The 26,417-nt window shown below is 68.2% G+C and carries 23 protein-coding genes; 14 read left to right on the plus strand and 9 right to left on the minus strand.

What is annotated here, in order from left to right; genetic code table 11:
• The 3 genes from H5397_RS18055 to erm form a co-directional block, all read left to right on the plus strand.
• On the plus strand, window positions 1–224 hold a 224-nt coding region (locus tag H5397_RS18055; RefSeq protein ID WP_182814264.1), incomplete at its 5' end, for a transposase.
• 37 nt (window positions 225–261) lie between these two features.
• The gene (locus H5397_RS18065) at window positions 262–3,342 is read left to right on the plus strand and encodes an AAA family ATPase (protein ID WP_309224314.1); all 3,081 of its coding nucleotides are present in this window, start codon (window positions 262–264) and stop codon (window positions 3,340–3,342) included.
• Between the two features lie 268 nt (window positions 3,343–3,610).
• Window positions 3,611–4,420 (plus strand): 23S ribosomal RNA methyltransferase Erm, encoded by an 810-nt coding sequence (gene erm / locus H5397_RS06850; RefSeq protein WP_182048909.1) that lies wholly within the window; start codon window positions 3,611–3,613, stop codon window positions 4,418–4,420.
• A gap of 111 nt (window positions 4,421–4,531) precedes the next feature.
• Here the strand turns inward: erm and mobF are convergent, their stop codons facing one another.
• Window positions 4,532–7,060: a MobF family relaxase gene (mobF, locus tag H5397_RS06855; RefSeq protein ID WP_220492092.1), complete on the minus strand. Its 2,529-nt coding sequence runs from the start codon at window positions 7,058–7,060 to the stop codon at window positions 4,532–4,534.
• Between mobF and H5397_RS06860 the strand changes: the two genes are divergently transcribed.
• The gene (locus H5397_RS06860) at window positions 7,059–7,403 is read left to right on the plus strand and encodes a hypothetical protein (protein WP_064846259.1); all 345 of its coding nucleotides are present in this window, start codon (window positions 7,059–7,061) and stop codon (window positions 7,401–7,403) included. The two genes, mobF and H5397_RS06860, sit on opposite strands and share 2 nt — an antisense overlap.
• A gap of 320 nt (window positions 7,404–7,723) precedes the next feature.
• Here the strand turns inward: H5397_RS06860 and H5397_RS06865 are convergent, their stop codons facing one another.
• On the minus strand, window positions 7,724–8,293 hold the full coding sequence (locus H5397_RS06865; RefSeq protein WP_010154754.1) for a TetR/AcrR family transcriptional regulator C-terminal domain-containing protein: 570 nt from the start codon (window positions 8,291–8,293) through the stop codon (window positions 7,724–7,726).
• Between the two features lie 38 nt (window positions 8,294–8,331).
• On the opposite strand from H5397_RS06865, the gene tet(33) reads away from it, so the two are divergent.
• Complete coding sequence (tet(33), locus tag H5397_RS06870) at window positions 8,332–9,555, plus strand: tetracycline efflux MFS transporter Tet(33) (protein WP_074690335.1); 1,224 nt, start codon at window positions 8,332–8,334, stop codon at window positions 9,553–9,555.
• A gap of 886 nt (window positions 9,556–10,441) precedes the next feature.
• Here tet(33) and H5397_RS06875 read toward each other — a convergent pair.
• Both H5397_RS06875 and H5397_RS17605 read right to left on the minus strand, forming a co-directional pair.
• Window positions 10,442–11,119: a response regulator transcription factor gene (locus H5397_RS06875; RefSeq protein WP_010154757.1), complete on the minus strand. Its 678-nt coding sequence runs from the start codon at window positions 11,117–11,119 to the stop codon at window positions 10,442–10,444.
• Window positions 11,116–11,556 (minus strand): hypothetical protein, encoded by a 441-nt coding sequence (locus H5397_RS17605; protein ID WP_064846260.1) that lies wholly within the window; start codon window positions 11,554–11,556, stop codon window positions 11,116–11,118. Before H5397_RS17605 ends, H5397_RS06875 begins: the two co-directional genes overlap by 4 nt.
• A 734-nt stretch (window positions 11,557–12,290) precedes the next feature.
• Here H5397_RS17605 and H5397_RS06885 point away from each other — a divergent pair.
• Window positions 12,291–12,515, plus strand: coding sequence for an RNA-binding S4 domain-containing protein (locus H5397_RS06885; protein WP_182816209.1), 225 nt, complete (start codon window positions 12,291–12,293; stop codon window positions 12,513–12,515).
• Window positions 12,516–12,562: 47 nt separating this feature from the next.
• On the opposite strand, the gene H5397_RS06890 is transcribed toward H5397_RS06885, so the two are convergent.
• Window positions 12,563–14,149, minus strand: a complete 1,587-nt coding sequence (locus tag H5397_RS06890; RefSeq protein WP_182815973.1) for an aspartate:alanine exchanger family transporter — start codon at window positions 14,147–14,149, stop codon at window positions 12,563–12,565.
• Window positions 14,150–14,156: 7 nt separating this feature from the next.
• Window positions 14,157–15,647, minus strand: a complete 1,491-nt coding sequence (locus tag H5397_RS06895; RefSeq protein WP_182815975.1) for a DUF1846 domain-containing protein — start codon at window positions 15,645–15,647, stop codon at window positions 14,157–14,159.
• Window positions 15,648–15,745: 98 nt separating this feature from the next.
• Here H5397_RS06895 and H5397_RS18070 point away from each other — a divergent pair, with 98 nt between their 5' ends.
• Window positions 15,746–15,868 (plus strand): hypothetical protein, encoded by a 123-nt coding sequence (locus tag H5397_RS18070; RefSeq protein ID WP_255438699.1) that lies wholly within the window; start codon window positions 15,746–15,748, stop codon window positions 15,866–15,868.
• A gap of 114 nt (window positions 15,869–15,982) precedes the next feature.
• On the plus strand, window positions 15,983–18,226 hold the full coding sequence (gene treS / locus H5397_RS06900) for a maltose alpha-D-glucosyltransferase (RefSeq protein ID WP_309224304.1): 2,244 nt from the start codon (window positions 15,983–15,985) through the stop codon (window positions 18,224–18,226).
• On the opposite strand, the gene H5397_RS06905 is transcribed toward treS, so the two are convergent.
• A complete protein-coding gene (locus H5397_RS06905) occupies window positions 18,227–18,742 on the minus strand; it encodes a ferritin (RefSeq protein WP_182815976.1) in 516 nt (171 codons plus the stop codon).
• 24 nt (window positions 18,743–18,766) lie between these two features.
• Here H5397_RS06905 and H5397_RS06910 point away from each other — a divergent pair, with 24 nt between their 5' ends.
• The 4 genes from H5397_RS06910 to ppk2 are packed head-to-tail and all read left to right on the plus strand — an operon-like array spanning window position 18,767 to window position 22,803.
• Entirely contained in the window at window positions 18,767–19,447 is a 681-nt protein-coding gene (locus H5397_RS06910) for a DoxX family membrane protein (protein WP_182815978.1), read from the plus strand.
• 51 nt (window positions 19,448–19,498) lie between these two features.
• On the plus strand, window positions 19,499–20,428 hold the full coding sequence (locus H5397_RS06915) for a PAC2 family protein (protein ID WP_220492093.1): 930 nt from the start codon (window positions 19,499–19,501) through the stop codon (window positions 20,426–20,428).
• Window positions 20,429–20,438: 10 nt separating this feature from the next.
• Entirely contained in the window at window positions 20,439–21,944 is a 1,506-nt protein-coding gene (locus H5397_RS06920; RefSeq protein WP_182815980.1) for an Hsp70 family protein, read from the plus strand.
• 19 nt (window positions 21,945–21,963) lie between these two features.
• Window positions 21,964–22,803, plus strand: coding sequence for a polyphosphate kinase 2 (gene ppk2 / locus H5397_RS06925; RefSeq protein ID WP_220492094.1), 840 nt, complete (start codon window positions 21,964–21,966; stop codon window positions 22,801–22,803).
• Window position 22,804: 1 nt separating this feature from the next.
• Here ppk2 and H5397_RS06930 read toward each other — a convergent pair whose 3' ends face one another.
• Window positions 22,805–23,428, minus strand: coding sequence for an L-threonylcarbamoyladenylate synthase (locus tag H5397_RS06930; protein ID WP_182815982.1), 624 nt, complete (start codon window positions 23,426–23,428; stop codon window positions 22,805–22,807).
• A 38-nt stretch (window positions 23,429–23,466) separates the two neighbouring features.
• Here H5397_RS06930 and H5397_RS06935 point away from each other — a divergent pair, with 38 nt between their 5' ends.
• Window positions 23,467–24,594, plus strand: coding sequence for a MalY/PatB family protein (locus H5397_RS06935; RefSeq protein ID WP_182815984.1), 1,128 nt, complete (start codon window positions 23,467–23,469; stop codon window positions 24,592–24,594).
• A 10-nt stretch (window positions 24,595–24,604) separates the two neighbouring features.
• Here the strand turns inward: H5397_RS06935 and H5397_RS06940 are convergent, their stop codons facing one another.
• Window positions 24,605–25,024 carry a hypothetical protein gene (locus H5397_RS06940; protein WP_182815986.1) on the minus strand — a complete coding sequence of 140 codons (420 nt, stop codon included), beginning with the start codon at window positions 25,022–25,024 and terminating at the stop codon, window positions 24,605–24,607.
• Window positions 25,025–25,189: 165 nt separating this feature from the next.
• On the opposite strand from H5397_RS06940, the gene H5397_RS06945 reads away from it, so the two are divergent.
• Window positions 25,190–26,416, plus strand: a complete 1,227-nt coding sequence (locus H5397_RS06945; protein ID WP_182815988.1) for a pyrophosphate--fructose-6-phosphate 1-phosphotransferase — start codon at window positions 25,190–25,192, stop codon at window positions 26,414–26,416.
• The last annotated feature ends 1 nt before the right edge of the window (window position 26,417 follow it).

Consider the following 26,417-nt stretch of genomic DNA (forward strand, 5'->3'; position numbering starts at 1 on the left):
AGATCGCCCGTCGCAAGGCCAAGGGCAGCCGCGGCGGTCGCCCACCTGCCTTCGATCCCACCATCTACAAGGGCAGGAACGTGGTGGAACGCTTCTTCAACCGGATCAAGGAGTTCCGCGCCATCGCCACCCGCTACGACAAACTCGCTCGCAACTACCGCGCCGGCCTCGTCCTGGCCAGCACCATCATCTGCCTACGAGACCAGTTACGCGACACGCCCTAGCGCCCTCGACCAAGCGCAGCAGGATGCACTTGGAGAGATTCGCCGCTGGCTCGGCCAACACTCCGTCATCAGGGTCGGGCCGCGTGACGCGCGGGAAGTGCTGCCTATCGAGCAGATGCAGGTCGTCGGCATCCGCCACAAGACCTCGCGGGCTGGTGATCCGCACCGGCATATTCACATGCAGATCGGCACTCGGGTGTTTGCGGCTGGGAAGTGGCGGGCACTGGATACGGCGGCGTTGTTCAAGCAGCAAGGCGCGATCCGCGCCCTCGGAACCGCGGTCATCGCCGCGCACCCACACCTCGCGCAAACCCTCGCAGAGCATGGCCTGACCCTCGATCCCGTCTCCGGCGAGGTAGTTGAGTTGCAGCCATTCAATGGGGTGATGTCGAAGCGGTCTGCGCAGATCAGACGCAACCTCGTCCGGCTCGAAGCCGAATGGGAAACAGAGCACCCCGGCGAAGCTCTCGGCCCGATCATGACCGCGAAGTTGCAGGGCATCGCCTGGACACACAAGCGGCCAGGGAAGAAGCCGACTGATTTGAAGAACGAGCAGTGGTGGGTGCAGGAACTCCGCGACGCCGGATACGACCCCGCTGCACCTCGACGCAGCACCGTGCAGCGCCCGGTGCAGTTGGATGAACTTGCGGTGCAGGAGGTTGCATCACGGGCACTGGATCGCTGCGCCGCCGCATCATCAGCATGGACGAAACACAGCATGCAGGAGCACGTCACCCGCATCACCACCGAACACGGAGTGCAAGCAACACCTGCCGAGCTGCGCGAGTTCATCAAGATAGCGACCGACCTTGCGGTCTCGGATTGCTTCTCCGTCCTGCCACCGGGTGCGGCGACGCCGGAACATGTCGCGCACCTGACCAGCCTCACCGTGATCGCCGCCGAAACCGCGCTCCGCGACCGCTTCGCCGCCACCACCCCAGAGCAAGAATCGAAGCACCCGGACATGACCGACGCCGCACAAGTAGCGGGGCTGAACAAAGGGCAGGCGGTCGCTGCTGCTGCGGTTGCATCATCTGACCCGTTGGTGATCGTGGAGGGTGCTGCGGGCAGCGGGAAGACGACGATGCTGCGCACCGCCATCGACGTCGCCGCCCAGCACAGCAGGGCGTCACGGGTGGTTGCACCGACGCTGCGCGCGGCGCAGGTCGCGCACGAAGAACTCGGCATCCCCGCAACGAGCGTTGCGGCGCTCGTACATGCGCACGGATGGCGATGGAACTCCGATGGCGTATGGACACGCCTACACCCTGGCGACGCTGACCCCGACACCGGGCGCACCTTCACCGGCCCGCCCGACGATGCTGTGCTGTCGCGGGGTGAACGGGTAATCGTGGACGAGGCCGGGATGCTCGACCAAGACACCGCCCACGCCCTCCTCACCATCACCACCGAAGCCGGAGCGACCGTCGCGCTTGTCGGCGACCGTGCCCAACTCCCCGCTGTCGGTCGGGGCGGGGTACTCGACATGGCCGCACAGATCAGGGGCCGTACATACGACATGACCGAGCTGCACCGGTTCGCCGACGCCGAGTACGCGACACTCACGCTGACGATGCGCGACCGGGAGAACCCCGGCGAGGTGTTCGACCGGCTCACTGCCATGGGCCTCGTGATACTGCACGCGGACGAGGAACAAGCCCAGCAGCACATCACAGAGCAAGCTACTGAGGGTGAGGCGATCACGGTCGCCTCGAACGACAAGGCAGCGGCGTTGAACGAGCGCATCCGCATGGGGCGGGTCGAGCGAGGCGAGGTTGATGACACGATCACGGCGACCGGCAGCGACGAGCTGCCTATCGGTCGGGGTGATCTGATCCAGACGAGGAGGAACGACCCCGCGCTTGGCGTGGCGAACCGGCAGCAATGGATCGTGCAGCACGTCGCTGGTAATGGCACCGTGTACGCCCGCGAGACCGGCAGCGGGCGCAGGAACCCCCGCACCGTCGCCCTCCCGCCTGAGTACGTGAGTGAACACGCGCACCTGTCCTACGCAGCAACCGCGTACGGCGTCCAGGGCGCAACCGTCAACGCCTCCCACACGATGCTGACTGAGGCGACGAGCGCGGCAGGCGTCTACGTTGGCATGACCCGAGGCCGCGAGCACAACTGGCTGCACGTTGTTGCCGAGGATATGGCGGAGGCTCGGGCGCAGTTCGTTGCAGCGACGGAGCGCGATCCCGCAGACCGGGGCCTCGACCACGCCACCGCACAAGCCGCCGAAGCCGTGCGTGGCATCGTCAAGGACGGCCCGATCCAGCGCGTCACCGAAGAACTCGCCAGACTCGACAGGGAAGCCGAACGTGCTGAGCGGCATGCGGATCGATGGGAGCAGGCCGCCAACCGGCTCGATGCCCAACGCGCTGCGCACCGGGCCGAGAGCGACGAGAGCACCGCCGCGCTTCGCCAGGCCGAGGAAGAGGCCGCGCGGGTGCGTGCCAAGGTCGCCGCGCCCCTCACCAAGCAAGCCGAACAAGACGGAGCGACGTACCTTGCCAGAGTAGAAGCAGAGAGGACAGCGAGCACACGCCTCGCCACTGTCGGGCGATTCGGGCGGCGTAAGGCCCGCGACGAGCACCGCGCCGCCAGCGAACAAGCAGCAACCATCCGAGTACACCTTCGCGATGAGTGGGACGCCGAACCGCCACGAACCCGCAGCGCACTACCCGAATGGGCTACACAGGTCGCGGAGCGGCGAGCAGAAGCCGATCCCCGCGTGAGCGAAGCCAACCAAGCTGTCGAAACCGCGCGCACCGAACGAACCACAACGGTTGACCGTCACCGCAACGAACGGCTGGCGCTCTTGGCAAGCGAGTACGGGGCTGAGAATGCCCGCGCTCACCAGTACGGGATGCGCGCCCTCAACCCTCGACGCAATGCCCGCGATGCTCGCACCCGCGCAGACTTCCTTCGCGTCGAGAGTGCAGAACTCCGCAGCCTCCCGACGAACGTCGCCGCCAAGCTCATCGAGACGAAGCGCGCCGAGCAGGAGCGTGGTCGGCAGCAGGCAACGGAACGGGCCAGGCAACTGCATAGTCCGTTTGCGAACGATCCCCAACGCTATGACCCGCGCCGCGAGGGACCAGCGCGCGGCCTGTGATCAGTCACGCAGTTCCTGTGGTCCACATGACCTATCCTGGCGTCGGGTATGATGCTTGGCATGGGTAACTTGATTTGCGTGTTCGCTGCGACGCACACGCTTGCTGTCCGCGACCGCCGCGCCTAACGGCGCGCCTCGCTGAACGCTTCGCGCGTCGTCCATCCGAGAGACCATTCGCGTCTCGGAACGGCGATCTTGCGCACCCATTTTTTCTCTGTGCTCTGCCCTGTTTCCGAGGCGCTCCATCCTTCTTTCTTGGAGCGCGAACATGCCTCGTTCATCCCACGGCGGCCGACACGAACTCGGCCAGAACTTCCTCACCCACACACCCACTATCAGCAAGATCACAGCCCTCGTTACGGCGACGAAGGGGCCGATCCTTGAACTCGGCGCTGGAGCCGGTGCACTCACGAGGCCTCTCGCGCAACTCGGCAGGCCAGTGACTGCGATCGACATCGACGAGCATCGGATCGCAAGCCTCCAAAGCGCACTGCCAGGCGTGACGATCAATCACGCCGACGCGCTCACCGTTCCTCTCGACCATCCCGTGATCGTAGGGAACATCCCTTTCCACCTCACCACTCCGATTCTGCGACGGCTTCTCCGGGGCGGCACCTGGACCGAGGCCGTGCTCCTCACTCAATGGGAGGTCGCACGCAAGCGCTGCGGGATCGGTGGCTCCACCATGCTGACTGCGCAGACTGCGCCCTGGTTTACCTTCGACCTCCACGGCCGGGTTCCCTCCTGGGGTTTTCGCCCACGCCCCAGCGTTGATGGGGGCATCATCCAGATCAGTAGACGCAACCATCCTCTCGTTCCCGGTTCACAGCGCAGCCGGTACGAACAGTTCGTACGCGCGGTGTTCACCGGTCGAGGCGGAACCCTCGAGCGCATCATCGCGAACGCGGGCCGCCTCGATCCTGGACAAGCCAAGCAACTCTTGAGGCAGAGTGGCATCGACACACGCGCGTTGCCGCGAGACCTGACACCAGAGCAGTGGGCCGGAGTCTGGAACGCGATGCCTGAGCAGCCACCACTCAAAACCCACCAAACACGACCACGGTCTAACGATTCATGATCTCGCTGCCCGCGATGATCAGTCGGTCGCGCGAGTGAACTCTCACCGACCGGTAAACTACAACCGCGCACACGCGCACGATCACAGGTGAGTGCGTTTAGGGCACCTCGGCTAGCCGAGGTCGACGTGCTCGGCGACGTAGCTCACGGGCAGCGTGATCGTGGTGCGCCGCTTCGATCCTGCCCGCCGCACGGTGAGGGATCCGTCGTCGTTCGCATGGGCGACGTGCCAGCGGTCGCCGTTTTTCACCCAGCTTCGCCCGAGCGAGAGGCGCCGATTGTTCTCGCGGGTGATGATGAGATCTCCGCGGGAAACTTCGTTGCCGTCATGGAGTTTGACGCCGTCCACAGCGACGTCGCCCTGGAGGATTCGGTCGGTGCGGGCGCGGGTGTTGAGCGCAGAGACCGTGTCGAGGGTTTCCGCGATCAGCACCGTGCTCTTTCCCGCTGCGAGGTCTGTGCGCCAGGCTTGGTAGGCGGCTTCGAGAATCTCGTCATATCCGCCCGGCGTGACGCGCTGGTGCGCAATGTAGGTATCGATGACGTCGGTGTCGCCGATCCGCAACTGCAGGGACGCCTGCTTCTCCCAGTCGTTTCGGAAGCGACGCACATCGACCAGTTCCGGGGCGTCGCCGCGGTCACGCACGAGCATCCCGAACGCGCCGCCCGCGTCCACCGCTGCGAGTTGCGCCCAATCGCCCACGAGCAGCACTTTCGCGCCGACCTGCTGGGCGTGACTGGTGATGGCATCGAGCGCGAACGTGCCACCCAAGGAGGCTTCGTCGATGATGACGAGCTGTCCGCGCGTGAGGTTCCATTTCCCGAGGCGATGCTCATGCAGCCACTTCGCCGTGTTCTCCGTCCCGATCTCCAGATCCCCGGCGAGGACGTCGGCGGCAGCGGCCGAGGGCGCGAGCCCGGTCACCGAGCCTGGCCCGTAGCGTCGCTCCCAGGCTCGGCGCAGGGCACGCATCGTTGTGGTCTTCCCAGTCCCTGCGGGGCCGACGAGTACGTCGAGGACGCGGCCGGAGACGCCGATCTTCGCGATCGCCTGCTCCTGGTCCACCGACAGGGTGTGCCCGTCGCGGTTCTTCGTTCTGGCAGCGTCCTCGATCCATGCCAGCGGTACGGTCGGCGCCGACCGATCATTCGACGCGCCAAGGAGTCGGTCTTCTGCCGCGAGCACCTGCTCGGAGGAGAACACCGTTCCGGCTTTGGGTCGGAACACGCTCGACCCGTCCGCGCGACGAAACAGCGAGGGGCTCTTCGCGAGCTCGGGCGGAGTGAGGCGCAGCGAGACCCGTTCTGCGGCATCGACGATCTGCTGGGTGATGACGTCCCGGTCGTTCGCGGACGCGAAGCGGAGAGCCATCGTCTGTCGCACGGCCTCCGCGTGGAGGTTCCACCGTTTCCACGTCGCTCGCCGGTCACCGACCTGCTGCACCACGACCTCGGCGACCTCCTCGAGATCCTCCAACGGGATATCGTCTGCCCGCAGCAACGGTTCGTGCTCACTACCGGCGAGCAGTGCCGACGCCCAGGTTGGCGCGTCCTCACCCAGCAACGCGGTCGCGCGTTCTCGCCACTGGGAGGTGAGATCGCTGAGAGAGTGCTGCTGCTTCGGGGGCCGAGTCTCGAGCGTGGCCTGCTGCCGGAACTGCCACACCAGCTTCGGGGACGGCTGCCTCCCGTGCTTCGAGACGTAGTCGTCGACCAGCCGGTCTTTGACCTGCTCGATATCGCGAGTACGGGAAGAGAACTCGTCCATCAGCTCCTGCGGCACGCCAACGATCTCCCACGCCGTGGAGCGCCCCGCACCGCGCTCACGGGCTTCCCACCCGACGCCGAGGATCTGAGTGAGATGGTCCGAGAGGACCGCGTTGTAATGCTCCGATAGGCCGGTGACGGCGGCGTGGATAGCGCGAGAATCGAGCGTGCGCCACTTCCCGTCATGAGCTGCTTGCACGCGGTTGGCGACGACAATGTGCGTGTGGAGTTGTGGATCCGCGGCCCGAGAATCGTAATGATCGTAGGCAGTCGCAATCACACCCCGCACGTCGACTTGCGCGACGGCGCCACGCGCCCCTTTCGCGCCGACCCTGGTCATCGCGACGTCGCGCTCGAGTAGGGCGATCATGTCTCGGATCGCTGCGTGGTGAGCTTGGGCAATGAGTGCTTGCGTGCCGCCGTCGGCAACTGCCCAGAGGGTCGAGACGGACTTCGGGACCGAGAACGTGAGATCGAACCCTGCGACCGGCGCATTCGTTGGCTTCTGTGCTTCCTCCGCCTCGATCAGCGCTTGCTGCGCGGTACGCTCACCTGCGGTAAGGGACTTCGGGAGCTGATCGAGGCGGCGCTGCGTCCGCTCGCCCGCGGTGGCAAACTTTCGGTACGGACGCCCCAGTTGCTCGCCGCTGTTCGGATCCTGCCCGTGCCCCATGAGGCGCCGTAACTGCTCCTCGCTCACCGAGGCACCGACGGCGATCTCTCCGGCGAGTCCTGGGAGGCCGGCCCCGAGCCAGATGCCGGGAGGCGTTCCTGCTTCAAGGTAGTACCTTGTCAGCGCTGACGACGCATCGCGATCCCCGTCGCCAGCGACAACTGCGTTCAGCAGGTACCGGTACCCGTCCCCAGCGGTCATGACCCTGATCGAGATCGTCACACTGGGCAGGTGCGCCGCAGATCTTGGGATCTACCCTCGGAAGGCGGAGAGCGCGATGTTTGCGTCAATGCAGGGAGATAGCGAAGAGCGCGCTTCAACGGAGATGCTCGAATGGGTCCACGACGGATTGGACTCCGTGGTCGCGGCAGACGTAGACGATTCACACGCCGTACCCGTCGGCGCCGCTCGGCTCGGGGTCGCATTCTGCGCGGCAGACGTTACAGAGCCGGTGCTCGTTGCTCCCCCAGACCGTGACCTCGATATCGTCGGGGATCTCCATTCCGTCGAACTCCATATGCGGAGGTTAGCTGTCGCGGATTGAGTCGTGTCAAGATGCGGCACCGATGCTAAACCGCCGTTACCTATGGTCATCGCGCCGGTCACGCACTCGACGCTTAGTTCTTGAGGTACTCGAGGACGGCGATGACGCGCTTGTTTCCTGTGCGCTCGTTAAGGTCGAGCATGGTGAAGATGCTGCTGATGTGCCGTTCCGCGATCGCGACGCGACATGCATACGGTCCCTGATTTGCTCGTTAGTGAGCTCCGTAGCCATGAGCAAAACGTCAGTATCGCGGAGGAGCTGCTGCGGGAGCGGGAAAGGATTGACCTTACTGACGCAGAGACCCAAAGCGCGAGCATCCCTCATCGCTTTGATGCCAGCCCTTCAACCATTGCAACTAACCCGAACTCGAAATCTAGGTCTTGATCGACAGGCTCACATCCGTTGTCGAGCGCTGTTTGTTCTTCTAGTACGAAACCGACCGTATAGCGGCTGATAGCCATGAGAGCTCGGACCGCAGAGACCTCAGCGAATCCTTCGGACACGAGAAACTCGATCTGACTTTCGGGGGCATCCGAGCCCGCTGGCATCTGGTCACTCTTTTGACGGTGAAACTCTGCGTGCAGCCGTGCTCCATCCCGGACTGCCAGAAGCGCTGTCCGGAAGCTCCGCGCGTTGCGCAGGAGAAAGTCGTCCCAGCGCTCCCCTGACTCTGGGAGTGAGGCGTGGTGTTCGCGATCAAGCACATCAGCTGCGAGCGATCCGAGCAGGTGGCCCTTTGTCCGAAAGTGCCAGTAGAGCGCTGGCTGCTGCACCCGCAGATGCGCAGCCAGCGCCCGCGTGGTGAAACCGTCGATCCCCGTGTTATTGAGCACATGCCTCGCACCGCGCAAGACTGCTGCACGATCGAGTCGCGCTTGTTTCTGAGCCATGCTTGCACTTTATCATCGATAACTTTATCGTTGATAAGGTGTCATCTCTCACTTCCGCTCGTGGCTCGTTGGCCACGGTCCTCATCACGGCTAGCCTCGACGCCGCCGGCATGGGCCTGGTGATGCCGATTCTCCCCGCACTGCTACACGAGGCAGGGGTCACCGCTGATGCGGTTCCGCTGAACGTCGGAGTGCTGATCGCGCTCTACGCGGTAATGCAGTTCATCTTTGCCCCCGTACTGGGAACACTGTCGGACCGATTCGGCCGCCGCCGGGTGCTGCTTGTTTCCCTGGCCGGTGCGACCGTCGACTATCTCGTGCTCGCCACGACATCCGCTCTGTCGGTGTTCTATATCGCCCGTGCAGTGGCTGGGATAACCGGAGCGACCAATGCGGTCACCGCCACCGTGATCGCCGACATCACGCCACCCCACCAGCGCGCCAAGCGTTTCGGTTTACTCAGTGCCTGCTATGGCGGCGGAATGATCGCGGGGCCAGCCATGGGTGGACTGTTCGGTGCCATCTCGCCACATCTGCCGTTTTTGCTCGCTGCTCTTCTCTCAGCGAGCAATCTGGCACTCACCTTTATCTTGTTACGCGAGACCCGTCCTGATTCCCCTGCGCGCTCTGCGTCGCTCGCTCAGCATCGTGGTCGCCCCGGCCTCAGCGCGGTGCCTGGGATTACCTTCCTATTAGTCGCATTCGGCCTTGTTCAATTCATTGGGCAGGCTCCAGGTGCGACCTGGGTGCTGTTTACTGAACACCGCCTCGACTGGAGTCCCGTCGAAGTTGGAATCTCCCTGTCCGTCTTCGGGATCGTACAGGTTCTCGTGCAGGCCCTCCTTACTGGCCGCATCGTGGAGTGGATCGGTGAGGCAAAAACAGTCATCATCGGGTGTGTTACCGACGCCTTGGGTCTCGTAGGCCTGGCGATTGTCACTGACGCATTTTCCATGGCGCCTATCTTGGCGGCACTGGGGATCGGTGGCATCGGCCTCCCCGCTCTGCAAACCCTTCTCTCCCAGCGCGTCGATGAACAGCACCAAGGGCGCCTCCAGGGTGTGCTCGCCAGCATCAACAGCGTCACATCGATCTTCGGACCGGTCGCTTTCACAACGATCTTCGCGCTCACTTACATCAACGCCGACGGCTTCCTCTGGCTCTGCGCCGCAGCACTCTACGTGCCCTGCGTGATTCTCATCATGCGTGGTACAGCAGCGTCCCCGAAGTTCGGCTCATGGGCGAGCGGCGACTCGATGTGAGTTGTGAGACGTGAGCAGGAGCAACACGGCGGCGACACTGCTTCGCCATGGCCGACTAGCGAGACGGCGCCACCGGGAAACTCGGCATCATCTACCAAGGACAGGTCAGCTGGGAGCCTGATAGACCCATCGAAATGTGCGTGCCGATCGCGGAGAAAGGCCGGGCGCATCGGATCGAGCCATAGCACCATGAGTCTTCACGGAAGTGCGTTGACGGAGACTTCGTTGTGAACCGGGCCAAGGGAGAGCTGGAGGCCCTCTCCGAGTGGCTTGCCGATGACATGAGCTGGACGCTCATCGAGAAATCCACACACAGCGGCCCCAGTGCAGCCCGAGAGGTGCGCCCGCCGTTCTCCCGAGCGGGTGGAGGTCATTTCTGTCGTCACCCACGGACGACGCGCTTCCTGCGACGGCTACCTCGAGGCTGGAGGAATGCGCGTCCGTTTCAGCCATGCGTTCCGCTTCGTCAGCACCCCCAAGACCGCGATGATCGCAGAACTGCGACGCTACTGCATCGAGACGCAGGTTGACTGAGGCCTGTGCGGACAGCACGAACGACCCTTAAGCCCGTAATCTGGGAACCGCAGAAACTACCCGATCGAAACGCAACTACTTTGCCGGCCCTACGGGGTTGGCTCGCGGTCGTCGTCCTTGGCCGCGACCGTGCGCAGGAGGTGCTTGTAGCCATCCCTCGCGATCATCACGCGCATCGAAACCGTCACGACGCTACTGCCTTCGACGATCAGGGGAGCGGGGACTGATCGCGGACGCGCTGTCCACTTTGGTTAAAAGATTGCGCCGCTGTAGACGACCGCCATCTAGATGCCGACGATGACCATGCTCTCGAGTGCGCCACTACCCACCATTAGTGTGGTCAGGGTCGGCTTCAGGTGATGAGTCCATGTCGGTAGGCGGTGATGGCGGCGTGGACACGGTTGTCGATGCCGAGGGTGTTGAAGAGCTGGGAGACGTATTGCTTGACGGTGCCTTCGGACAGATGCATGGCCCTGCCGATCTGGGCGTTGGAGAGTCCGCGAGCGATGTGGGTGAGGAGCTCGATCTGGCGCTCGGTGAGCAGGGCAGTGAGTTCGTCTCGCGCGGTTCGGGTGCGGTGGCCCGCTCGTTGCTCGGCGGCGAGCCAGCGGGCGACTCGAGGGGAGAACGCGCCTCCGCCGTGCGCGAGGGCCCTGACGCCGGCAATGAGTTGCTGAGGTTCGTCGGACTTGAGGAGGAAACCGAGGGCGCCGGCGTTGATCGCATCGGCGATGAGATGGTCGTCGGAAAAGGTGGTGAGCATGGCGATCGGAAGCTCGGGCAGTCGGTGCCGGATCTCACGGAGAGCTCCGATGCCGTCGAGTCGTGGCATCTGGATATCCAGCAGTGCGACGTCAACGCGGTGTGTTGCCGCGGCGTCGACGGCCTCGTGGCCGTTGCTGGCGAGGGCGGTGATGTCAAGGTCAGTGGCGGAGGCGAGAATAGCGGCGACGCCGGTGCGGACGAGCTGGTCGTCATCCGCGATCAGGACACGGATCGGCGGGGTGTCGGTGCGATCCTCCGGGGTCATGGCGCGGGAACCGTTCCGATCCTGCTGACCTGGTCGGAGGCGAAGCAGACGACGTGGACGTCGACTCGTTCGAAGAAGCTGATTTCCGCCTCGTAATAGTGACAGGTCTCGTCGGGGCGAGGCGGGAACTCATCGCGTGGAGGATCGAGCATCTCCAGGGCGGCCACCGCGTCCTGTCCGGCGACTCGAGGGGCAATGGCAGTCTGTGTGGTCTCGGTGACGACCGTAGTGGTGCCGACTAACCCAGCGACCAGGTACAAGTGGACCATGGTCAGCGAGTCCAGTGCCAGGGCAGTGATCACCGTCGCCAGCAGCATTGCTCGGACCAGGCCAGAGCCAGCGAGCAGCCGCACCGTGGGCGAGCGGTCGACCAGGACCCCAATCGGGATCCCCAGCACGAGGAATGCCAGTGTTCCGATGGCGTTGAGCAAACCCATCTGCGCAGCACTGGCTCCAAGAACCAGTACCGCCAAGACATCAGTTACGAAGTCGACACCCCGACGCCCAGCGGCATCCAAGGCATTGGACAATAGCAATGGCCACCTGGGCCGTGGTAGCGAGGATCGCAGAGAAGAAGAGGAATCGGTAGAAGACATGAACTTCCCTCAGGAATGAGCGGGCGAGTGGGCAGAACAAAGGACCGCGCGACGTTCCAGCGCGGTCCTGTTACTCGCCACTTACAGGCTGGCCCGAGCCCTGAAGAACATGTCCCAACCTTCCTGGATGGATCGACCAGGAGCGTGGACAACCGTCCCCGCTCAGTGCTGAGTCTAGGCCAGCGCCAGCGCAGACCCTCAGTCGCATCCCCACATGCCGCCGAGCACGCGTCCTCGATTCCCTCCCCCGCGTCGCTCTGAAGGCCGGAACTGACTGCCCCAGCCCTTCGCGGGGGAACATGCCCGAGCCGGATGCGCAGTGGTGCCGGTGCCGCGCTGCGTTCTCCGACAGATGAAGCAGCACGGTCCCGCTGCGCGCCCCTGGCCGAGCAGATCGGCGCACGCGCCATGGTGCCCGCGATCGGCGTTGCTGCCAAGGCCGTGACCACGCTCGCGATGTCAGGCCCCTCGGCTGAACCACAGCCTGACTCAGCTCGTATACGCCCAACCTTGATACGCAGGGTTACCAGTAGGGTCGGTCGCGGATGAGGGAGGTCCCCTGCCCCGGTGGGATGATGGCGTCCATGGAGGACTTCGAGATCAACGGCATGATCCGCCTGGGCCAGTTCCTCAAGCTCGCCAACCTGGTCGACTCCGGCTCCGACGCCCGGGAACTGCTGCTCACGGGCGTCGTGCGCGTCGACGGCGAGGTGGAGACGCGCCGGGGCCGGCAGCTGACCGGCGGCGAGGTGGTCGAGGTGCCCGGCCTGGACCCTGTCCGCGTGGCCGCCGCAGGCTGATCCCCCGAGGCGCGGCGCCCCTCACCTGTCCCGGACGCCGGCCGGTGTCAGGCGAGCAGCCCCAGGACGCTGGCCACCAGGATCTTGGTGATCATCGCCGTGGGGTAGGCGGTGGTGTAGCCGGACGCGACGCGGAAGTCGTGGTTGGTCTGCTCGTTGGCGTACGCCAGCAGCGCGGGCTGGGTCTGCGCGCCGGCGAGCAGGCCGGACAGCGCGGTGCCGCCCATGCGCATCACCGTGCGCTGGAACGCGTAGACGGACAGGCCCACCGTCGCGGTGATCAGGACGCCCAGGCCCAGCATCGCCAGCCACTGGCCGCCGGCGAAGGCGTCGAGGATCTGCCCGCCCGCGCGGGCGCCGGCCTGCGCGAGGAACAGCAGCAGGCCGAGTTCGCTGATCACGGCGGTGGCGGTGAAGGGCAGCGTGGTGACGAGCGGGCCGATCCGGCCGAGGCGTCCGAACACCAGCCCCACCAGGAGGCAGCACAGGGCCGAGCCGAGCGTGAACGTGCCCCCGCCGGGCAGCGGGAGCGGCACCGACCCGAGCGCGAAGCCCAGCGCCATGCCCAGGCCCAGGCCGATCGGGTTGATGATCGTGAGGCCGCGGGAGGAGTCGCCGAAGAACTCGCTCACCTTCACGATGCGGCTGCGGGGCGCGACGACCCGCACGCGGTCCCCCACCTGCAGCACGAAGCCGGGCTTGGCGACCATGTCGACGTCGGCGCGGCGCACGCGGGAGACGGTGGCGCCGAACTTCTCCTCCAGCCCCAGCTCGGCCACGGTGCGGCCCGAGAGGTGGGGGTCGGAGACGGTGACGCGCCGGAAGTCCAGCAGGGCGCGGTCGTGGACGAGGTGGTGGCTGGACTTGTGGCCCAGTTCCCCCACCAGTTGCGCCACCACGTCGTCGGGGCCGACCACCGTGATCACGTCGTCGACCTTGAGCTCCTCGCCCTCGTAGGCGAGGGCCACCGGGCCCTCCTCCTCGTGGCGGACGCGCGTCACCGAGATCTGGTCGCCGTGGAGCTCCTCCAGGTCGCGCACGGTGGTCCCCGGCGCGATGTGCTCGACGCGCACGTTGACCTGGGTCAGGGGTGCCGGGGCGTCGGCGTCCTCGGCGGCGTGCCGCAGGGCCAGCTGCTGCACGACCAGCATCCCCAGCACGCCGAGCAGGTAGGCCACGGAGTAGCCGACGGTGGCCGCCGGTGTGTTCCCGGCCGCTGCCAGCGCCGGGGTGTTGGTGACCGCGCCGGCGAAGGTTCCGGCCGCCTCCTCGACCGTCAGGCCGAGCAGCGGGCCGAGCGTGAAGGCGACGGCCCCGCCCAGCACGATGGCCAGGGCGACGCCCACCATCGCGACCGCCTGCGTGCGCAGGCTGTTGAAGAAAGCCGCACCGGAGGACACCCCCACCGAGAACGTGAACAGCGCCAGCCCGAGGTGGGCGAAGGCGACCGGGATCTCGAGGGCGACCCCCTGGCTGGCGCCCAGCGCCGACACCGCGATCGCGACGAACAGCACCGCGGCGGCGCCGAGGGAGATCTTGCGGACGGTGACGTGGCCGACCGCCATGCCCGCGCCCACGAGCGCGAACAGCAGCACCTCGGGGTGCTCGGCCAGCCAGGTCAGGACGGCATGCATTCCGGCGTCACTTCTTTCGGTACAGGCGGGCGTGCTGGTAGACCGGCTCGCTGGTCACGTTGACGCCCAGGTTGCGGAAGATGCCCTCGTCGACGGTGCCGAGGATGGTCGTGGTGTGCACGTCGCAGCCGGCGAGCCGGTGCAGCTCGGCCCGGGCGCGACGCGCGTTCTCGTCCGAGCCGGCGCTCACCGACAGCGCGATGAGCACCTCGTCGGTGTGCAGGCGCGGGTTGCGGCTGCCGAGGTGCTTGGTCTTGAGGGTCTGGATCGCCTCGATCGTCTCGGTGGCGAGCAGCTTCACCTCGGGGTCGATGCCGGCCAGGGCCTTGAGGGCGTCGAGCAGCATGGCGGCGCAGTTGCCCAGCAGCGGGGAGGTCTTTCCGGTCACGATCCGGCCGTCGGGCAGCTCGATCGCGGACGCCGGCGCCTTGGTCCGCCGCTCCAGGTCCAGGGCGGGCGGCACGACGGGACGGTCCTCCTTGGCGATGCCGAGGCTGCCCATGATGATCGCCAGCCGGTCGGACTGGGTCGGCTCGAGCTCCTCGCGGCGCTCGTTGACCAGCGCCTTGTAGTAGCGCCGGATCACCTCCTGCCGGGACGCCTCGCGGCACACCTCGTCGTCGCTGATGCAGTAGCCGGCCATGTTGACGCCCATGTCGGTGGGCGACTGGTAGGGGCTCTGGCCCAGCACCCGCTCGAACAGCACCTTCAGGACGGGGAACACCTCGACGTCGCGGTTGTAGTTCACGACCTGCTCGCCGTGCGCAGCCAGGTGGAACGGGTCGATCATGTTCACGTCGTCGAGGTCGACGGTGGCGGCCTCGTAGGCGACGTTGACCGGGTGGTCGAGGGGCAGGTTCCAGATCGGGAACGTCTCGAACTTGGCGTACCCCGACGCCTTCCCGGCCTGGTGGTCGTGGTACACCTGCGACAGGCAGGTGGCCATCTTGCCGCTGCCCGGCCCGGGGGCCGTCACGACGACGACGTCGCGGGTGGTCTCCACGTACTCGTTGCGGCCGTACCCGTGGTCGCTGACGATGTTGACCACGTCGTGCGGGTAGCCCTTGATCGGGAAGTGCCGGTACACGTGCAGGCCGAGGCGTTCCAGCTTGCGGCGGAAGGCCTTGGCCTGGCGGTTGTCGTCGGTCCACTGCGTCATGACGACGCTCGCGACCAGGAAGCCGCGCCCGCGGAACTCGTCGATCAGGCGCAGGGTGTCGGCGTCGTAGCCGATGCCCAGGTCGGCGCGGACCTTGTTGCGGGCCAGGTCGGCCGCGCTGAGCACGACGACGATCTCGACGTCGTCGACGATGCGCTCCAGCATCTGGATCTTGTTGTCGGGCAGGAAGCCGGGCAGCACCCGCGAGGCGTGCATGTCGTCGAACAGCTTGCCGCCGAACTCGAGGTAGAGCTTGCCGCCGAACTGCTCGCGCCGCGCCTCGATGTGCTCCGACTGGAGGGCGATGTACTTCTCGCGGTCGAACCCGATCCTCTGCATGCTCTCCCCCAGTCGACTGGACGCCGGAAGCCTACCCAACTCCTCGCTCCGGTCGTGTCGTGGCAAACCCGCACGGACGCGTTCGCCGCAGGTCTACCGTGCGTGTACTCGCGATCGGCGGCCTGGCCGCCGTGCTGGCCGTCAACCTCGTCCAGGACGACCTCGACCGCGAGGCGTCCATCGGCGCTCTCCCTGGTCGGGTGGCGGGTGGAACCCGATGACGAGGGCTTCCTCCGGGTCCGACGCTCGACGCTGCAGGGTCCCCGGCCCGTGGAGTCGTTGTACCGCTGAGCGCGCCCCTCGCGAGTCCCTGCCGCAGTCGCTACCGTGGAGCGGTGAGCACCACCGAGCAGCCCATGGCGGCCGACGAACCCGCCGAGGGCGACGTCACCCCCGAGCCCAGCTTCGAGCAGCAGCGCTTCGCCGCGCGGCCGGCGCGCCTGCGCCCGCGCGCCCGCCGCCACCAACCGGGGCCCGACGAGCTGATGGCCCGGCCGTTCGAGGCCGACGGCCGCAACCGCGCCTACGTGGAATGGCTGGTCGACCAGTCGATGCTCGCGGACGCGACGACCCTGGGCCGCCAGCTGGCCGGCCACCACCTGATGTGGGCCAACGCGTACGCCGCCCCCAACCCCCGCGCCGCCGTCGAGCAGGCGTCGGTCTGGTACACCGCCTACCCGCTCTCGCTGATGACCGCCCCGCGCCAGTCGTTCCTGGGTGCCCTGGGCTCCGAGGAGCTCTGGGGAGCCTTCGAGGAGATCGGCATCGAGGCCGTCCACACCGGCCCGGTCAAGCTGGCCGGCGGCATCTCGGGCTGGGAACCGACGCCGTCGATCGATGGCCACTTCGACCGGATCAGCATGGCGATCGACCCCCTGTTCGGCACCGAGCAGGAGTTCCGCGACATGTGCGAGAACGCCGCCGCGCACGGCGGCACGATCATCGACGACATCGTGCCCGGCCACACCGGCAAGGGCGCCGACTTCCGTCTCGCCGAGCTCAACTACCAGGACTACCCGGGCATCTACCACATGGTCGACATCCCGAGGGACGCCTGGCACCTGCTGCCCGACGTGCCCGAGGGGGCGGACGCCGTCAACCTCTCCCCCGAGGCCGAGCAGGCGCTCGCCGAGGAGGGGTACATCATCGGCGCCCTCCAGCGGGTCATCTTCTACGAACCGGGCGTGAAGGAGACCAACTGGTCGGCCACCCCGCCCATCCGCGACCACCAGGGCGTCGAGCGCCGCTGGGTCTACCTGCACTACTTCAAGGAGGGCCAGCCGTCGATCAACTGGCTCGACCCGACCTTCGCCGGCATGCGGCTGGTCATGGGCGACGCCCTGCACTCGCTGCTCGACCTCGGCTCGGGCGGCCTGCGCCTGGACGCCAACGGCTTCCTCGGCGTGGAGAAGTCCCTGAACCTCGCCCCGGCGTGGTCGGAGGGCCACCCCCTGTCGCAGGCGGCCAACCAGCTCATCGGCTCGATGGTGCGCAAGGTCGGCGGCTTCACCTTCCAGGAGCTCAACCTCACGATCGACGACATCAAGAACACCGGCGCCGTCGGCCCCGACCTGAGCTACGACTTCATCACCCGGCCCGCCTACCAGGTGGCGCTGGCCACCGGGGACACCGAGTTCCTGCGGCTCACCCTGCGCGAGGCGATCGCGCTCGGCGTCGACCAGGCCTCGCTCGTGCACGCCCTGCAGAACCACGACGAACTCACCTACGAGCTGGTCCACTTCGCGACCCGGCACGCCAACGACACCTACTCCTTCGGGGGCGAGGAGGTCACCGGCACCGTGCTCGCCGAGACGATCCGGCAGACGCTGCGCGACAAGCTCACCGGCGAGGCAGGCCCGTACAACGCGGTCTTCGTCCAGAACGGCATCGCCTGCACCACGGCGTCCATCATCACCGCCACCCTCGGCATCACCGACCTCGAGGACATCAGCCCGGCCGACACCCAGCGCATCATGGACGCCCACCTGCTGCTCTGCATGTACAACGCCTGGCAGCCCGGCGTCTTCGCCCTGTCGGGCTGGGACCTCGTGGGCGCGCTCCCCCTCGACCGCTCGCAGGTGAGGGGCCTGATCAAGGACGGCGACACCCGCTGGATCGAGCGGGGCGCGTACGACCTGATGGACGCCGCGCCCGACGCCGCCAAGTCGGCCTCGGGCATGCCGCGCGCGCAGGCCCTGTACGGCTCGCTGCCGCAGCAGCTGGGCGACCCCGGGTCGTTCGCGCGCCGCCTGGCGCGGGTGCTCGAGGTCCGCAAGCGCAACGACCTGGCCACCGGCGCCCTCGTCGACGTGCCCGATGTCGCCAGCCGGAGCCTGCTGGTGCTGGTCAACCGGTTGCTGGACGACTCCACGCAGGTGACCGTGCTCAACTTCGCCGAGGAGGCGCTCACCGCGCGCGTGCAGAGCGAACACATCCCGCCGGCGGGCCGCGTGGTCGACCTGGCCACGCTGACCCCGGTCGGCGTGGTCGACGACCTCGGTGGCTTCACCGTCGACCTGCCGCCGTTCGGCGGTCTGGTGCTCGGGGTGCGGGAGCCCGACCCCGACACCGAGGAGTGATCAGGCGGGCTCGGTGCCCTGCGACTGCCGGCTGCCGAGGTCGGCGTCCAGGCGCAGCAGCCCGGGCCCGTCGTCACCGACCATCCTGATCTGCGCGAGGATCTCGCTGACCGTGGACTCCTCCTCGATCTGCTCCTCGAGGAACCAGTTCAGCAGGGGGCGGCTGTCGAGGTCGCCCTCGGCCTCGCCGGTGCGGTAGAGCTCGCGGATCGACTCCGAGACCCTCTGCTCGTGCCCGAGCGCGGCGGCGAACACGTCGGCCGGGCTGGCCGACTTGTCCACCTGCGGCGCCCTGATCGCGCCGATGGAGGGGTGCCCGTCGCGGTCGACCACGTGGTCGATGAACTTGTTCGCGTGCACGATCTCCTCGTCGGCCTGCCGGCGCAGCCACAGCGCCATGCCCGGAAGGTCGGAGGTGTCCATCTGGATCGCGAGCTGGCGGTAGACCAGCGAGGCCTCGAACTCGAGCGTGATCTGGGCGTCGAAGGCGGACGCCATCGCCTCGGTGAGCTTCATGCCCCCCGATGGTAGCTTTCGACCATGGCCGACCCCCACACCCCTGTGGATGACCCCGACGCCGAGCGCACCCAGGTCCTCGACACGCAGGCCGTCCGCGACCAGTGGGCCCCGCCGCCGACGCCGGTCCAGGCCCCCCCGTACGCGTACACGCCCGCCCCGGCCTACGCGCCAGCCCCCCAGCCCGACCTGGCCCGCGTGGACCACCGCGGCTCGCTGGCGTGGGACCTCGAGGTCGCCCGCCGGAACAACCGGCCCTCCACGGACGTCGGCCTCCTCCTGCTCCGGCTGTTCTCGCTGCCCCTCGTCCTGCGCGGAGTGCACCACGTCGCGACCTACCCGCAGCTCGTCGACTCGCTGCGCGGCCACGCCCTGCTGGGCCAGGCCCCCGAGGTCATCGGCACGCTGGTGGTCGCCGGCGAGCTCGTGCTGCCCGTCCTCCTCGCCGTGGGGCTGGCGACCCGGCTCGCCGGGGCCGCCCAGGCGGTCGTCGGTGCCACCCTCCTGGTTGCGGGGATCGGCGCCGGTCCCCTGCTCGACCCGGCCACCGGCGCGCTGGCCGGCGAGGTCCCCCTCCTCTACGCCGCGCTCGGGCTGGCGCTGCTGTTCACCGGGCCCGGCCGGATCTCGCTGGACCGTGCCCTCACCTCGGCCGGCCAGGAGCGGCGCGTCGAGAAGCGGGTGGCCAGGCGGCTGGGGGAATGAAGCCCGCGGCGTCCGCGTTGAGGTGGAGACGCCGATGAGGAGGTTTTCGCCGTGCTCGACCCGACCAGCCTGTTCACGTGGGAGCCCCACGTCGACCAGAGGACCCTGCGCACCCCGACGATGGTGGTGACGCTCGGCAGCTACGTGGACGCCGGGCACACCCAACGCCAGCTCGACCGCCAGCTGCTGGAGCAGCTGCCCAACCGGGTGCTGGGGCGCTTCGACGCCGACCAGGTGCTCGACTACGCCGGCCGCCGGCCCACGATCACCTTCGACCGCGACCACTTCAGCTCCTACGAGGCGCCCGAGATCACGCTGCGCCTGCTCACCGACCACGACGGCACCGACTTCCTGCTCCTCAACGGGCCCGAGCCGGCCCTGCAGTGGGAGCGGATGGCCGCGTCGGTCCGGCACGTCGCCGAGCAGCTCGGCGTCGAGCAGACGGTGCTGCTGCAGTCGATGCCCGCCCCCGCGCCGCACACGCGCCCGGTCGCGGTGACGCGCTACGCCTCCGACCCCGAGCTGGTGGCCGACGAGGCGCCGGTGCTGGGCACCTTCCAGCTGAGCGCCTCCTTCACCGGCCTGCTGACCCTGCGCCTCGGCGAGGCCGGCCAGCGCGCGCTCGGCCTGGTCGCCCACGTGCCGCACTACATCGCCGACAACGACTACCCCGCCGCCGCAGCAGCGCTCATGGGCGCCCTGCGCGACGTGGCGAAGCTGGCCGTGCCCGTCGACGGGTTCGACCTGGTCGCCGGCATCGTGCGTGCCCAGATCGACAACCAGGTCGCCGCGAGCGAGGAGCTCGTCGAGATGGTCGGCGCCCTCGAGCGCGGTTACGACGCCTTCGTCGAGGAGCGCCACCTGCGCAACGTCGAGAACTCCCAGCTGCCATCGGCCGAGGAGATCGGTCACCAGTTCGAGCAGTTCCTCGCCGATCTCGGCGACGGCGGCCCGGACGAGGACGCGGGGACCGCCGGGTAGCCTCGCGGGCATGAAGCTCGGCATCGACCTCGGCACCACCCGCACCATCGTCGCCCTCGTGGACCGGGGCAACTACCCGGTCGTGAGCTTCACCGATCCCGACGGCGACTCCGTCGAGCACATCCCCTCCGTCGTCGCCCGCGAGGGCGACCGGCTCGTGTACGGCTTCGAGGCCGAGCGGGCCGCGTCCGAGGGCGCCCTGCTCGTGCGCTCCTTCAAGCGCGCACTCGCCTCCGGTGGCGTGGCCGGCCAGTCCACCCTCGACGTCGACGGCCACCAGGCCGGCCTGCTCGAGGTCATGACCGGCTTCCTGTCACACGTCGCGGACCAGTTGCGGACGGCGTCCAACATCGCGGGCCTGCTCGCCGACGACGAGCCGCTCGAGGCGGTCGTCGCCGTGCCCGCCCACGCCCACTCCGCGCAGCGCTTCCTCACCCTCGAGGCCTCCCGCCGCGCCGGATTCCACGTCCTGGGCATGCTGAACGAGCCCTCCGCGGCGGGGTTCGAGTTCACCCACCGCCAGCCCCGCAGCGTCAACAGCCGGCGCACCCGCGTCGTCGTGTACGACCTCGGCGGCGGCACGTTCGACGCCTCCTTGGTCCGGGTGGACGACCTCAGCCACGAGGTGGTCAGCTCGGTGGGCATCAACCGGCTGGGCGGCGACGACTTCGACGAGGTCCTCGCCAGGCTCGCCCGGGCCGAGGTCGGCTCGCGGGTGGAGCTCACCGACCGCGAGCGGGCGTCGCTCCTCGACGAGTGCCGGGTCGCCAAGGAGAACCTCTCCCCGCAGTCCAAGAGGATCGCGCTGGAGGTCGGCCACGCCCCCGTGGTGGTCGACGTCGGCGACTTCTACGCCGAGGCCACGCCGCTGGTCGAGGCGTCCCTCGACGCCCTCGAGCCGCTGCTCGGCGGCCTCGACGGCGGACGGCTCGAGGCCGCCGAGGTCGCGGGCATCTACCTCGTGGGTGGGGCGTCCAGCCTGCCGCTGGTCGCGCGCGTCCTGCGCGAGCGGTTCGGACGCCGTGTGCACCGCTCGCCGTACCCCGCGGCGTCCACCGCCATCGGCCTCGCGATCGCCGCGGACGAGAACTCGGGCTTCCACCTCACCGATCGCCTCTCGCGCGGGTTCGGCGTCTTCCGCGAGTGGGACTCGGGCACCCAGCTCGCCTTCGACGCGATCCTCGACCGCGACCAGCGCACCAGCCCCGACACCGACGTGGTCATGACCCGGCGCTACCGGCCCGTGCACAACATCGGGGTGTTCCGGTTCGTGGAATACTCCGCGCTCGGCCCGACCGGCCAGCCGACCGGCGACGTGTTGCCCCTGGCCGAGATCGTGTTCCCCTTCGACCGGGCCCTGCGCGGCGTCGAGGACCTCTCGACGGTGCCCGTGGAACGCACCGGTGAGGGCCCCGAGATCGAGGAGACCTACGTCATCGACCGCCACGGCATCGTCACCGCGGCGATCACCGACGTCGAGGCCGGATTCACGCTGACGAGCCGCCTCGGGGGCTGAGCGTATGCCACGATGGACCATGGGCAAGAACAAGCTGGACACCAAGGTCTACGAGGCCGAGCTCACGCGCCTGCAGGCCGAGCTGGTCGAGATGCAGGAGTGGGTCAAGGCGTCCGGCGCCCGGATCGTGGTGATCTTCGAGGGCCGTGACGCCGCCGGCAAGGGCGGCGCGATCAAGCGGATCACCGAGTACCTCAACCCGCGCGTCGCCAGCGTCGTCGCCCTGCCCGCCCCGACCGAGCGGCAGCGCACGCAGTGGTACTTCCAGCGCTACGTCGAGCACCTGCCCGCCGCGGGCGAGATCAAGTTCTTCGACCGCTCCTGGTACAACCGGGCCGGCGTCGAGAAGGTCATGGGCTACTGCACGGCCGAGGAGCACATCCGGTTCCTGCGCCAGTGCCCGATCTTCGAGCGCATGCTCATCGACGACGGGATCATCCTGCTCAAGTACTGGTTCTCGGTGTCGGACAAGGAGCAGGAGAAGCGGTTCCGCTCGCGCATGACCGACCCGATGCGGATGTGGAAGCTCTCCCCCACCGACGTGGAGTCGCTGACCCGCTGGGAGGACTACAGCCGCGCCAAGGACGAGATGTTCGTGCACACCGACGTCGAACCCGCCCGCTGGCACGTCGTCGAGGCCGAGGACAAGAAGAGCGCCCGGATCAACATGATCAGCCACCTGCTGGCTTCGATCCCCTACGTGCACGTGGACCGGCCCGAGATCGTCTTCCCCAAGCGGCCGAAGGGCACCGGCTACCAGCGCACCGCGAAGTCGCTGCAGCGGATCGTGCCGGACGTGGCCCAGCACCTGGGCGAGGACACGGGCGTGGCCCCGTACCGGGACCCCGAGGACAGCTGAGTCACTCCTCGAACGGCGTCGGGTCCCCGGCGCCGACGCGCGCGATGCCCACCTCGTCGTCGGTGAAGTCGATGACCGTGGTGGGGCCCAGCCCCACGTCGCCGGAGTCGAGCACGGCGTCGACCTGGTGCGCCAGCTCCTCCGCGATCGTCCACCCGTCCGTCTGCGGGGCCTCCTCGCCGGGCAGGATGAGCGAGCTCGACATCAGCGGCTCCCCCAGCGCGTCGAGCAGCGCCTGGGCCGTGACGTGCGCCGGGATGCGTACGCCCACGGTGCGCTTCTTGTCGTGCAGCATCGCCTTCGGCGCCAGCCGGGTCGCCTTGAGGACGAACGTGTAGGGCCCCGGCGTCGCCGCCTTGATCGCCCGGAAGACGTCGTTGCCCATCTCGACGTACTGGCCCAGCTGGGCGAACGTCGAGCAGACCAGCGTGAAGTGGTGGTGCCGGTTCAGCTGACGGATCGACCGGATCCGCTCCAGCCCCTCGGCGTTGCCCATCGTGCACCCCAGCGCGAAGCCGGAGTCGGTCGGGTACACCACCAGCCCGCCCGCCTGGAGCACCTCGACCACCTGCGCCAGCGCGCGCGGCTGCGGGTTGTCGGGGTGGACGTCGAAGTAGCGGGCCATGCGCACCACCCTAGTGATCAGGTGCGAGAATCGCCCCCATGACCCTCTTCGACCTCACGGAATCCGAGCTGCGCCGGCGCACCTCGCTGAAGTGGAACGTGTACGCCCCCGACGTGCTGCCCCTGTGGGTCGCCGAGATGGACGTGCGCGTGCTGCCCGAGGTCGTGACGGCCGTCACCGAGGCGCTCGAGGCCGGCGACACCGGCTACCCGTGGGGCACGCGGTACGCCGAGGCCTACGCCGACATGGCGGACGCCCGCTGGGGCTGGCGTCCCGAACTCGACCAGTTGCGCCGCTCAGGCGACGTCATGAACGCCATCCTGTCGCTGCTGCTCGGCAACACCGCCGAGGGCGACCACGTCGTGCTCAACCCGCCGGTCTACCCGCCGTTCTGGCAGGTCGTCGAGGGCTACCGCCGCCACGTCACGCAGGTGCCGCTCACGGCGTCCGGACGCCTCGACCTGGCCGCCCTCGAGGCCGCGTTCACCGGCCCGGACCGGCCCACCGCCTACCTGCTCTGCTCCCCGCACAACCCGAACGGGACGGTGCACACCGCCGAGGAGCTCTCCGCGGTGGCCCGCCTCTGCCGCGAGCACGGCGTCCTGCTCGTGGTCGATGAGATCCACGCGCCGCTGGTCGACCCCGGCAACGAATTCGTGCCGGTGCTGTCCCTCCCGGACGCCCAGAACGCGGTCGTGGCGTTCTCAGCCGGCAAGGGCTGGAACCTGCCCGCGTTCAAGGCGGGGCTCTACGTCCGGGGCACGGACGCCGTGGCGGCTTTCGACGCCCTGCCGCCGCTGGCCAACCAGTCGACCGGCCAGATGGCCACGATCGCGCACACGGCCGCGCTGCGCCACGGGCAGGCCTGGGTGGACGCGGTGATGGTCGAGGTGGCCGCGAACAAGGACCTGCTCGGCCGCCTCGTGGACGACCTGCTGCCCGGCGTGACCTACCAGCGGGCGCCCGGCACCTACCTGGCCTGGCTCGACTGCACCGGGCTCGGCCTGGAGAACCCGCGCGACCACTTCGTGGCGCGGGCGAAGGTCGGCCTGAACAGCGGGTCCGACTTCGGCCCCGACCACGGCCGCTTCGTGCGGATGAACCTGGCCACCTCGCCGGCGCTCATCACCGAGGCGGTCGAGCGGATGGCGTCCAGCCTGCGCTGACGCGGCCGGCTCAGCGTTCGAGGACGGCGGTCGCCTCGCCCGACGCGGACAACTCGCTGATGCCGACCAGGCTCAGGAACACCGTCCTCGCGCTCGTCGTCGTGGTGACGCGCACCACGCCGTCGGTGATGGTGACCTGCCCGGTGATGCCGCGGTCGGCCAGCACCTGCTGGCCGGCGGCGGTGATGGCGCCCACGTCAAGGGTGCTGCCGGTGGCGCGGGCGAACGCGCTCGCGTCCACCGCCGCCCGGGCCGCGTGGGACGCCACGGCCTCGGCCTCGGCGCGGGCCGCCGACTTGGCGCCGCCGTCGACGACGAGCCCGGCGACGCCGAACAGGGCGGAGAGGACCACGGCGACGAACGCCGACAGGGCCTGGCCGCGCTGGTCGCGCCGGCGGGGACGGGACGGATGCGTGGGGGTGCGCGTCACGGGGTGCTCCTGGGTGGGTGGGTGCTCCCCCATCCTGCCATCCGGGCACCGGCGTCCGGACCCCGATCCACAGGGTGACCGGCCTGAAATCGCGGCGGCCACCGCATAGGCTGTTCCCTGACGCCCACGCGGCTCGACCACACTGATGACCCCGAGAGGTAACGCATGACCAAGAAGATCGCCCTGCTCACCGCGGGTGGGTTCGCCCCCTGCCTGTCCACCGCGATCGGCAGCCTGATCGAGCGCTACACCCAGGTGGCCCCCGAGATCGAGATCATCGCCTACCGCCACGGCTACCAGGGCCTGCTCACGGGTGACTACCTCGTCGTGGACGAACAGGTCCGCGCCAACGCCACCCTGCTGAAGGAGTTCGGCGGGTCGCCGATCGGCAACAGCCGGGTCAAGCTCACCAACGCCAAGGACCTCGTCAAGCGCGGCCTGGTCAAGAAGGGGGTCGACCCACTGCAGTACGCCGCCGACCGCCTGGTCGCCGACGGCGTCACGATCCTGCACACCATCGGCGGCGACGACACCAACACCACCGCCGCCGACCTGGCCCACTACCTGCACGAGCACGACTACGAGCTCACGGTGGTCGGCCTGCCCAAGACCATCGACAACGACGTGGTGCCGATCCGCCAGAGCCTGGGCGCCGACACCGCCGCCGACATGGGCGCCCGCTTCGCCCAGAACGTGCTGGCCGAGCACAACGCCAACGGCCGCATGCTGATCGTGCACGAGGTCATGGGTCGCAACTGCGGCTGGCTGACCGCCGCGACCGCCCGCAAGTACCGCGAGTGGCTCACCGCCCAGGAGTGGCTGCCCTCGATCGGGCTGGACCAGAAGGCGTGGGACGTCCACGGCGTCTTCGTCCCCGAGGCCGTCATCGACCTGCGCGCCGAGGCCGAGCGCCTGGCCAAGGTCATGGACGAGGTCGGCTGTGTCAACCTGTTCATCTCCGAGGGCGCCGGCGTCGAGGCGATCGTGGCCGAGATGGAGGCCGCCGGCGAGGAGGTCGCGCGGGACGCGTTTGGCCACCTGCGCCTCGACAAGGTCAACCCCGGCGCGTGGTTCGGCAAGCAGTTCGCCGCCATGCTGGGCGCGGAGAAGACGCTGGTCCAGAAGTCGGGCTACTACTCCCGCTCGGCCGCCTCGAACGCCTACGACCTCGAGCTGATCGACACCATGTGCGAGCTCGCGGTGGACGCCGCCCTGCGCGGCGAGCCCGGCGTGATCGGCCACGACGAGGAGCGCGGCGACGAGCTGCGCCCGATCGAGTTCGCCCGCATCGCCGGCGGCAAGCCGTTCGACATCACCCAGGACTGGTACCTGGAGATGCTGCAGGCCATCGGCCAGGACGCCCCCGTGGCGGCCCCGCCGGCCGCGCACTGAC

The organism is Propioniciclava sp. MC1683 (assembly GCF_014164675.1).
In the GTDB taxonomy this organism is placed as follows: Bacteria; Actinomycetota; Actinomycetes; order Propionibacteriales; family Propionibacteriaceae; genus Propioniciclava.